This is a genomic window from Arhodomonas sp. KWT, assembly GCF_010993615.1.
This window is the reverse complement of record NZ_WNXE01000018.1, coordinates 28728-37195: the sequence shown is the minus strand read 5'-3', so window position 1 is coordinate 37195 and position 8468 is coordinate 28728. Positions and strand designations below refer to the sequence as shown.

The 8468-nt window shown below is 71.3% G+C and carries 8 protein-coding genes and 1 tRNA gene; 5 read left to right on the top strand and 4 right to left on the bottom strand.

Going from position 1 to position 8468, the window contains the following annotated elements:
- Nucleotides 1-140: 140 nt before the first annotated feature.
- Nucleotides 141-215, bottom strand: a tRNA-Glu gene (locus tag G7A99_RS05675).
- 107 nt (nucleotides 216-322) lie between these two features.
- Between G7A99_RS05675 and pcnB the strand changes: the two genes are divergently transcribed.
- The 5 genes from pcnB to panD all read left to right on the top strand — a co-directional run bounded on the left by pcnB (nucleotide 323) and on the right by panD (nucleotide 4396).
- Nucleotides 323-1666: a polynucleotide adenylyltransferase PcnB gene (gene pcnB, locus G7A99_RS05670; protein WP_163139165.1), complete on the top strand. Its 1344-nt coding sequence runs from the start codon at nucleotides 323-325 to the stop codon at nucleotides 1664-1666.
- Nucleotides 1656-2144, top strand: a complete 489-nt coding sequence (gene folK / locus G7A99_RS05665; RefSeq protein WP_205599746.1) for a 2-amino-4-hydroxy-6-hydroxymethyldihydropteridine diphosphokinase — start codon at nucleotides 1656-1658, stop codon at nucleotides 2142-2144. Before pcnB ends, folK begins: the two co-directional genes overlap by 11 nt.
- A 52-nt stretch (nucleotides 2145-2196) precedes the next feature.
- Nucleotides 2197-3018, top strand: coding sequence for a 3-methyl-2-oxobutanoate hydroxymethyltransferase (gene panB, locus G7A99_RS05660; protein ID WP_026320946.1), 822 nt, complete (start codon nucleotides 2197-2199; stop codon nucleotides 3016-3018).
- A 43-nt stretch (nucleotides 3019-3061) separates the two neighbouring features.
- A complete protein-coding gene (panC, locus tag G7A99_RS05655) occupies nucleotides 3062-3910 on the top strand; it encodes a pantoate--beta-alanine ligase (RefSeq protein ID WP_163139163.1) in 849 nt (282 codons plus the stop codon).
- Between the two features lie 105 nt (nucleotides 3911-4015).
- Nucleotides 4016-4396, top strand: a complete 381-nt coding sequence (gene panD / locus G7A99_RS05650; protein WP_018717203.1) for an aspartate 1-decarboxylase — start codon at nucleotides 4016-4018, stop codon at nucleotides 4394-4396.
- Nucleotides 4397-4792: 396 nt separating this feature from the next.
- Here panD and G7A99_RS05645 read toward each other — a convergent pair whose 3' ends face one another.
- Genes G7A99_RS05645 through G7A99_RS05635 form a run of 3 tightly spaced genes read right to left on the bottom strand, consistent with a single transcriptional unit; the run spans nucleotide 4793 to nucleotide 8429 of the window.
- The gene (locus G7A99_RS05645) at nucleotides 4793-5119 is read right to left on the bottom strand and encodes a hypothetical protein (RefSeq protein WP_163139162.1); all 327 of its coding nucleotides are present in this window, start codon (nucleotides 5117-5119) and stop codon (nucleotides 4793-4795) included.
- The gene (locus G7A99_RS05640; protein WP_163139161.1) at nucleotides 5116-6516 is read right to left on the bottom strand and encodes an acyclic terpene utilization AtuA family protein; all 1401 of its coding nucleotides are present in this window, start codon (nucleotides 6514-6516) and stop codon (nucleotides 5116-5118) included. Before G7A99_RS05640 ends, G7A99_RS05645 begins: the two co-directional genes overlap by 4 nt.
- The gene (locus tag G7A99_RS05635; protein ID WP_163139160.1) at nucleotides 6513-8429 is read right to left on the bottom strand and encodes a TRAP transporter fused permease subunit; all 1917 of its coding nucleotides are present in this window, start codon (nucleotides 8427-8429) and stop codon (nucleotides 6513-6515) included. The genes G7A99_RS05640 and G7A99_RS05635 overlap by 4 nt, the downstream gene beginning before the upstream one ends.
- Nucleotides 8430-8468: the final 39 nt, after the last annotated feature.

The following is an 8468-nucleotide window of genomic DNA, read 5'->3' as shown; positions in this document are numbered from 1 at the left end:
GCAACAGGCCGTCGTAGACCATCGCCGCGAGGCGCCGGAACAGGCCGCTGGTGCGTGGGGGCTCGCTCACTGTGTGTATTCCGTTGTGCCGCCGGTCGGCCGGAACGAAAAAGGCCGCCCTGAGGCGGCCTTTGCGAAGATGGCGCTCCCACGGGGATTTGAACCCCGGTTTCCGCCTTGAGAGGGCGGCGTCCTTACCGCTAGACGATGGGAGCGTGTTGTCGCCGGGGCCCCTGAAGAGCCGCCGTCCGCGGTGCACCGCGTGTTGAGGGCTGCTATTATACGGAATCTTTATTCCCGCACAAGAGGCCGGTTCCAGTCCGTGTTTGAACAGCCAGCCCAACACGTCCAGCCCGTCATCGTCCCGCGGTCCGACCACCGGATCTCCCGATCGCAGATCAGCGATAACGCCCTCAAGGTCCTCTACCGGCTGAAAAACGGCGGCTACGAGGCCTATCTCGTCGGCGGTGGTGTGCGCGATCTCTCGCTGGGTCGTGAACCCAAGGATTTCGATATCGCCACGGACGCCACCCCGGAGCAGGTCAATGAGCTGTTCCGCAACTGCCGGCTGATCGGGCGGCGCTTCCGCCTTGCCCACGTGCACTTCGGTCGCGAGATCATCGAAGTGGCGACCTTCCGCGCCCTCAACAACGGCGGTGAGGAGGACAGCGACGGCGACCACGTCACCGAGGACGGACTGGTGCTGCGTGACAACGTCTACGGCACCATCGAGGAGGACGCGCTGCGGCGCGACTTCACCGTCAACGCCCTCTACTACAACATCGCCGACTTCTCCATCGTCGACTACGCCGGCGGCATGGCCGACCTGGAGGCGGCGGTGATCCGGCTCATCGGCGACCCGGAGGTGCGCTTCCGCGAGGACCCGGTGCGCATGCTCCGGGCGGTGCGCTTCGCCGTGAAGCTAGGCTTCCGCATCGACCCGGAGGTGGCCGAGGCGATGCCCCGGCTGGCGCCGCTGCTTGCCGACATCCCCGCGGCGCGGCTGTTCGAGGAGGTGCTGAAGCTGTTCATGGGCGGCCAGGGCGAGGGGACCTTCGAGCTGCTCCGCCGCTTCGGGCTCTACCGCTATCTCTTCCCCGCCACCGATACCCTCCTGGACGAGGCCGGCGACGACGTGGCCGTGCGCTTCATCGCGCGGGCGCTCGCGAATACCGACCTGCGCATCATGGAGGAGCGCCCGGTCACGCCGGCGTTCCTGTTCGCCGCGATGCTCTGGCCGGTGGTCGTCGAACGCGCCGCCGAGTGGCAGGACGACGTCGACAGCGACGGCCAGGCGCTGCAGCAGGCGTCCGCGGCCGTGGTCCAGGAGCAGGTGGCGGTGGTCACCATCCCCAAGCGCTTCGGCGTGCCCATGCGCGAGATCTGGTCGCTGCAGCCGCGTTTCGAGAAGCGCTCCGGCAAGCGTGCCCAGCGCCTGCTCGGTCACCCGCGCTTCCGTGCCGCCTACGATTTCCTCCTGCTCCGCGCCGAGGTCGGCGATGCCGACCCGGAGCTGGCGAACTGGTGGACGGAGTTCCAGGACGCCGACCCGGAGCGGCGGCGGGCCATGACCGGCGCCTCCGGCGGCGGGGGCAAGCGCGGCCGCCGCGGGCGGCGGGGACGGCGCGGTGACGATGGCGACAACGACGGTGACGATGAGGAGTAGCCTCCCCGCCTGGGTGGCCGTCGGCAGCAACATCGGCGGCCCGGTCACGCAGGTTCGCCAGGCCATGGCGGCGCTGGAGGCGCTGCCGGAGACCCGCCTGGAGGCGTGCTCCTCGCTGTACCGCAACCCGCCGATGGGGCCCCAGGACCAGCCGGATTTCGTCAACGCCGTGGTTCGCCTGCGCACGTCGCTGGAGCCGCTGGCGCTGCTCGATGTGCTGCAGGCTATCGAGCGCGCCCAGGGCCGCGTGCGCCACCGCCGCTGGGGCGAACGTACCCTCGATCTCGACCTCGTGCTCTATGGTGAGCAACGCATCGATCACCCGCGCCTGGTGGTGCCCCATCCGGGCATCGGCGAGCGCGCGTTCGTCCTCCGCCCGCTGCAGGAGATCGATCCCGGCCTGGATGTGCCGGGGCAGGGAGTGGTTGACGCGCTGCTCGCCCGGGTCGATGATGCCGCGCTGCAACGTGTGAACTGAATCGTGCCCCGGCGATGGTCGCCGGCGGTGCGGGCCACACGGGAGTGAGGGTATGTATTCGGGAGAACAAAAACCCCGTTCGCAGCCGGTGACCGTCGCCCGGCTGCACCGCATGAAGCGTGAAGGCACCCCCATCGCCTGCCTGACCGCTTACGACTTCACCCTGGCCAGCGCGGAGGACGCCGCGGGCGTCGACGTCATGCTGGTGGGGGATTCCCTTGGCAATGTCATGCAGGGCCGCAAGACCACCCTGCCGGTGACGGTGGACGAGATCGTCTACCACACCCGGTGCGTGACCGCCGCCTCCCCCGGCGCGCTGGTCATGGCCGACATGCCGTTCATGAGCTATCCCGACGTGCCCACGGCGCTCCACAACGCCGGCCGCCTGATGAAGGAGGGCGGTGCGCAGATGATCAAGCTCGAGGGCGCCGGTGATCAGGCCGGCGTGGTCGCTGCGCTGGCGGGTGCGGGCGTGCCGGTGTGCGGCCACCTCGGGCTGCAGCCCCAGCTGGTGCACAAGATCGGCGGCTACCGCGTGCAGGGCCGCGACAGCGAGACCGCCGAGCGCATGGTGGAGGACGCCCTGGCGCTGGAGCGTGCCGGCGCCGACATGCTGCTCGTGGAGTGTATCCCGGCGGCGCTGGCCGGGCGGCTGACCCGGGAGCTCACCATCCCGCTGATCGGTATCGGCGCGGGCCCGCACTGCGACGGCCAGATGCTCGTCCTCCAGGACATGCTCGGCGTCACCCGGGGCCGGCCGCCGAAGTTCTCCCGCGACTTCATGCCCGAGGCGGGCAGCATCCCCGCGGCGCTGGCGGCCTACGTCGCCGCGGTCCGCGAGCATCGCTTCCCCACGGACGAGCACAGCTTCTAGCGTTCGCCGGCAGGCGGGCGCCCGACGGAACACGGGGCATCCCATGCACATCATCAACAACATCACCGAGCTTCGCGCCCAGGTCCGTGCCTGGCGGGACGCCCGCGAGGAGGTCGGCCTGGTGCCCACCATGGGCAATCTCCACGGCGGGCACATGACCCTCGTGGACGAGGCCCGCGAGCGCAGCGACCGCGTGGTGGTGAGCATCTTCGTCAATCCGACGCAGTTCGGTCCGGAGGAGGACTTCGACGCCTACCCGCGCACCCTGGAGTCGGACTGCGAGCAGCTCGCCGGGGCCGGCGTGGACGTCGTCTTCGCGCCCACCGTGGAGGAGATGTACCCCGGGGGCGGCGGTCTCTCCACCGTGGTGGACGTCCCGGCGCTGTCCGGCATCCTCTGCGGCGCGACCCGGCCGGGGCATTTCCAGGGCGTCGCCACCGTGGTGGCGAAGCTGCTCAATGTGGTCGCCCCGGATATGGCGGTGTTCGGGCGCAAGGACTATCAGCAGCTCATGGTCATCCGCCGCATGGCGCGGGATCTCAACATGCCGGTGCAGATCGTCGGTGCGCCGGTGGCGCGGGAGTCCGACGGCCTCGCCATGAGCTCGCGTAACGTCTACCTAGGTAAGGACGAGCGTGCCCGCGCGCCGGCGCTCAATCGGGCGCTGCGGGATGCGGCGGCACGGCTCGCCGCCGGCGAGCGGGACTTTGCCGCGATCGAGGCCGCCGGCAGCGAGGCCATCGCCGAGGCGGGCTTCCGCCCGGACTACTTCAGGATCCGCCGGCCCGGGGATCTCGGCGACCCCACCGGCTCGGAGGAGGAGCTGATCGTCCTCGGCGCGGGCTGGCTCGGCCGGGCACGGCTCATCGACAATGTCGCCGTCCGGCTCTAGCGTCCTGACGCGGGTGTTCGCTGCGCCCCAGGTCGCCGGTTCCTGTCAGGGCCGGCCGCGGTCATCAGGCCGGATCGCATCACCCCTTACCCCGGAGGGTTTCCCATGTATCTGAGCATGCTCAAGTGCAAGCTCCACCAGGCCCGCGTGACCCATACCGAGCTGGAGTACGAGGGCTCCTGCGCGATCGACGCGGACCTCCTCGACGCCGCGGGGATCCGTGAGAACGAGGAGGTCCACGTCTACAACATCGCCAACGGCGAGCGTTTCTCGACGTACGCTATCCTCGGCGAACGCGGCTCGCGGATCATCTCGCTCAACGGTGCCGCCGCCCACAAGGCGAACGTCGGCGACCGCGTGATCATCTGCGCCTACGCCCTCATGGACGACGCCGAAGCCGCGGAGCACGCGCCCACCCTCGTTTACTGCGACGCGGACAACCGTATCGCCGGCACGCGCAACGCGGTCCCCGCCCAGGTCGCCTGAGTCGCCGGCACAGGCGCCGGCAGAACGCGCGTGCCGGCGTCATCAGGCCGGCTGCGCCCGGCAGTCGACGTTGCCGGCGCCGCGGGACGGGATGTTGGCTGCCAGGAGCAGCCAACCTACACGGCAGTGCATCCGGCACAGCGATTCCACAGGACCCGCCGTCCCTGGAAGAACCCTCTTCCCCGACCCTTCCACCGCGAGGGGAGAGGGGTATGACGTGGCGGTAGGTCGGCTGCTCGAAGGCAGCCGACGTCCCCGGTGCCACGGTGTGGGATGTTGGCTGCCGGGAGCAGCCAACCTGCAACGCCCGTTCCCGTCGCAGGCATGCCGGGACGCTACCCGCCTGCGGTATACGACCTGCCTGGCGGTTGGGGCTGAGCGCGGCGGGGCGACCGTTCAGCCGGGCAGTGTCACCTCCAGTGCCAGCAGTCGGTAGGACAGGGACTTGCCGTGGCCGTCGAGGTTGAGCGCGCCGTTGACGCCGCCCTGGAGGACCGCGTCGATGACGAGGTTCATCCCCGCAAGCTGCGGGAGGAGGTGGCGGCGTACCCGCGTGGCGCCGCGATGGGCGAACGTCGCGAGCACGCGCTGCTCGGTGACCTGTGAGACCACGGCGTCGTAGTCCACGGGGTCGTAAACGAACAGCGACAGGTTGAGCCGGTTGCCCTTGTCCCCGGCGCGGGCGTGGGCGATCTCGTGGAGCGTGACGCGGCGCGCCGTCATCGGCGTGTCTCCGTATTCGTGGCCGCCTCCCCGGCGGCATCGAGGGTGTGTACTCGGGTCGGCACCTGGGCGCGGGGGACGAGGAACGACACCGTCGCCACCCGCCGGCGGTGATGGCGGCGCACGCCGCCGCCGCCGGCCGGGCCGGTGCAGTAGAGCGCGAGCAGCTCCTGGGTGGCTGCTTCCACCGCGGCGCGCCCGGCGTGGGCGACCGCGAGGCGAAGGCGTACCTCCGCCGGCGCGGTCGGCGGCGCTTCGGATTGCAGGGTGCCGTCGTCGTCGCCAAACACGCTCACGTGGCCGATGTAGTCGAACCGGCAGCGCAGGTCCGCCGGCAGGCGGCGTGTGAAACGCTCGCGCAGGGTCTCTGCCGCGAGCCGTGCGCGGGGGAGGGCGTTGGGACCGGCGTAGGTGATCCCGGCCTCGCCCTGCCAGCCGGCGTCGTAGCACACCGTGGTCTTGAGGCGTTCGGGCGCGGGACGGCCGCGCACCCCGGTGACCGCCACCCGGTCCGGTCCCTGCTGGTGTACCTCGACGCCGGAGAGGTCGATCACCACGTCCGGTGTGACGTAGCCGGCGGGGTCATGGATCTCGTAGAGCAGCTGCTCGCGCACGGTCTGCGTCGTCACCAGGCCGCCGCTGTCGCGGGGCTTGGTGACGACGATGCCGCCGTCGCGATCGACCTCGACGATGGGGTAGCCCAGCACCGCCAGGCCCGGGACGTCCTTGTAGCCGGGGTCGGCGAAGTAGCCGCCGGTGACCTGTGCGCCGCACTCCACTAGGTGGCCGGCGAGGGCCCCGGCGGCGAGGCGGTCCCAGTCGTCCCAGGGCCAGCCGAAGTGGTTCACCAGCGGTGCCAGCGCCAGCGCCGGGTCCGCGACTCGGCCGGTCACGACCACGTCGCCTCCCCGTGCCAGGGCCTCGGCTAGCGGCGGTGCGCCCAGATAGGCGTTCGCCGCGACGATGGCGTCGCGCGCCGGCAGCGATTCGTGCTCGGCGTCCCAGGGGGCGAGGTCGAGCGTGGCCAGACGCTCGCGGAGGTCGTCACCCTCGACCCGGGCCATGCGGCCCTGCGGGTGGCCCGCGGCGCGCATCAGCGCGGCGATGCGGTTGCACGCCGCGCGGGGGTTGGCGGCACCGAAGTTGCCGAGCACCGGGATGCCGTGATCGAGACAGCGTCCCAGCACCGGTGACAGGTAATCGGCCAGCAGCGGCTCGTAGCCCGCACCGGGATCGGCGTCCATGGCCCGCTGGGCGGCGGCCAGGGTCCGCTCCCCCAGGGTCTCGAAGATCAGCGCACAAGGCTCGCCGCGGCGGACGAGCTCGTCCACCACCGCCCCGGCAGCGTCGGTGCGGTCGCCGGAGAAGCCGGCGCCGCAGCCCACGAGAAACGTCATCGGCCGTCTCCTGCGTTGGTGATTTCCGCCATGTCCCCCGCGTGCGCCGGGGCGTCGTCCGTGGTGTCGCGCCGGTGCCGCGCAATCACGAGCAGCGCCGCGAGCAGGGCCAGTGCGGCGAGGGTGCTCGGCCATCCCGGTGCGAGGGCGAGTGCCCCGGCGGCGAGCAGCACTGCCGTGCCCGCGGTCCGGCCCAGAGCGGGACGGATCCCCGAGAGCAGGGTCGCGAAGGCGAGCACGAAGGCCAGGCCCTGGCAGGCGGCCAGGACGACGTCACCGGCGTTGCCGAATCCGGCCAGTGCCGGGTAGGCAAGCATCACGAACGGGATGACATACGTGGCCGCGCCGAGGCGAACCGCCTGGCCCGCCGCGGGCAGCCAGTTCGTCCCGGCGATGCCGGAGGCGACGAACACCGCCACGCACACCGGCGGCGTGATCACGGAAATCGTGGCGAAGTAGAACACGAACAGGTGTGCGACCAGCGGCTGGAACCCGAGCTCCGTGAGCGCCGGGGCGAGCACCGAGGAGACCAGCACGTAGGCCGCGGTCGTCGGGATGCCCATGCCCATGATCAGGCAGATGGCGGCGACGATGGCCGCCACCAGCAGCCCGGAGTGACCGGCCAGGTCGACGATCAGCCCGGCCAGGGTGACGCCGATCCCGGTCATGTTGATCATTGCCACCAGGATCTGGGCGCCGGCGAGCAGCACGCCGATGATCACCATGCCGCGGCCAGCGTCGGCGATGCCGCCGGTCAGCCGTGCGGCGATGGTCCGCACCGGTGTGCCCGCGTGCACCGAGAAGCCCACGAAGGTCGCCACCACCGCGACCACGCCGAAGAATGCCGAGGTCTGGATGGAGTGGCCGGTGAGCACGCCGTAGAACAGTCCGCCCAGTGCCGCGGCGATGGGCACGAGTCGCCCGGGGCGCAGGATGGCTGGCCAGGCGGGCATGTCCGCCTCCGGCACCACCGGCAGGCCGCGGCGCAGCGCCAGCAGGTGGACGGTGAGGAATACCGCGACGTAGAACAGCACCGCCGGCAGTATCGAGGCGAGCACGATGCGTACGTAGCTCTCCCCGAGCACCTCCGCCATCACGAATGCCGCCGCCCCGAGGATCGGCGGCGCGATCTGGCCGCCGGTGGAGGCGACGGCCTCGACCGCCGCCGCCAGGGCCGGCGGGTAGCGCAGCCGCTTCATCAACGGGATGGTGAAGTTGCCCGTCGTCGCCACATTGGCCACGGCGCTGCCGCTGACCATCGCGAACAGGCTCGACGCCACCGTCGCGACCTTGGCCGCGCCCCCGGGGCTGCGCCCGCCGAGGCGCACGGACGCGTCGATGAAGGTCTGGCCGCCGCCGGTGTGCAGCAGCAGGCTGCCGAAGAGCACGAACGCGGCGATGGTGGTCGCGGCGACGCCCACCAGCAGGCCCCATACGCCGAGGTCGCCCAGGAACAGCGTCTCGGTGACGAACGCCGGCCCGAAGCCCCGGTGCGCCAGGGCCCCGGGTAGCAGGTTGCCGAAGAACGCGTACGCCAGGCCGACCACCACCAGCGACGGGAACAGCCAGCCGATGGCCCGCCGGGAGACCTCCAGGATCGCGGCGACCAGTCCGGCCGTCATCACCATGTCCGCGGGCGTCGCCCAGGGCAGCTCGGTGAGGATGCGCTCGTGGTTGAGCGCCACGTACCCGCAGCCGGCGAGCGCCACTGCGCCCAGCAGCGCGTCGACGGCGAGCGCTGCCGGACGCAGACGCGGGCCTGCCGGCAGCGGGTAGACGGCCAGGCCGAGCAGGAGGACCAGGGCCAGGAATACCGGCCGCTGTACCAGGCTCGGGAACTGGCCGAACGCCGAGGTGTAGAGGATGAAGCCGCCCAGCACGAGGGCCAGGGCGGTGGTGAGTCGCTCGCGCATGGTGGTGCTCCCGACGTGCGGCCGCGGTCAGCGGGGCAG

What these genes read in the sequence shown, in the direction of transcription:
- folK (WP_205599746.1), top strand. Translation starts at nt 1,656, where the DNA reads ATGAGGAGTAGCCTCCCCGCCTGGGTGGCCGTCGGCAGCAACATCGGC.
- panB (WP_026320946.1), top strand. Translation starts at nt 2,197, where the DNA reads ATGTATTCGGGAGAACAAAAACCCCGTTCGCAGCCGGTGACCGTCGCC.
- panC (WP_163139163.1), top strand. Translation starts at nt 3,062, where the DNA reads ATGCACATCATCAACAACATCACCGAGCTTCGCGCCCAGGTCCGTGCC.
- panD (WP_018717203.1), top strand. Translation starts at nt 4,016, where the DNA reads ATGTATCTGAGCATGCTCAAGTGCAAGCTCCACCAGGCCCGCGTGACC.
- G7A99_RS05645 (WP_163139162.1), bottom strand. Translation starts at nt 5,119, where the DNA reads ATGACGGCGCGCCGCGTCACGCTCCACGAGATCGCCCACGCCCGCGCC.
- G7A99_RS05640 (WP_163139161.1), bottom strand. Translation starts at nt 6,516, where the DNA reads ATGACGTTTCTCGTGGGCTGCGGCGCCGGCTTCTCCGGCGACCGCACC.
- G7A99_RS05635 (WP_163139160.1), bottom strand. Translation starts at nt 8,429, where the DNA reads ATGCGCGAGCGACTCACCACCGCCCTGGCCCTCGTGCTGGGCGGCTTC.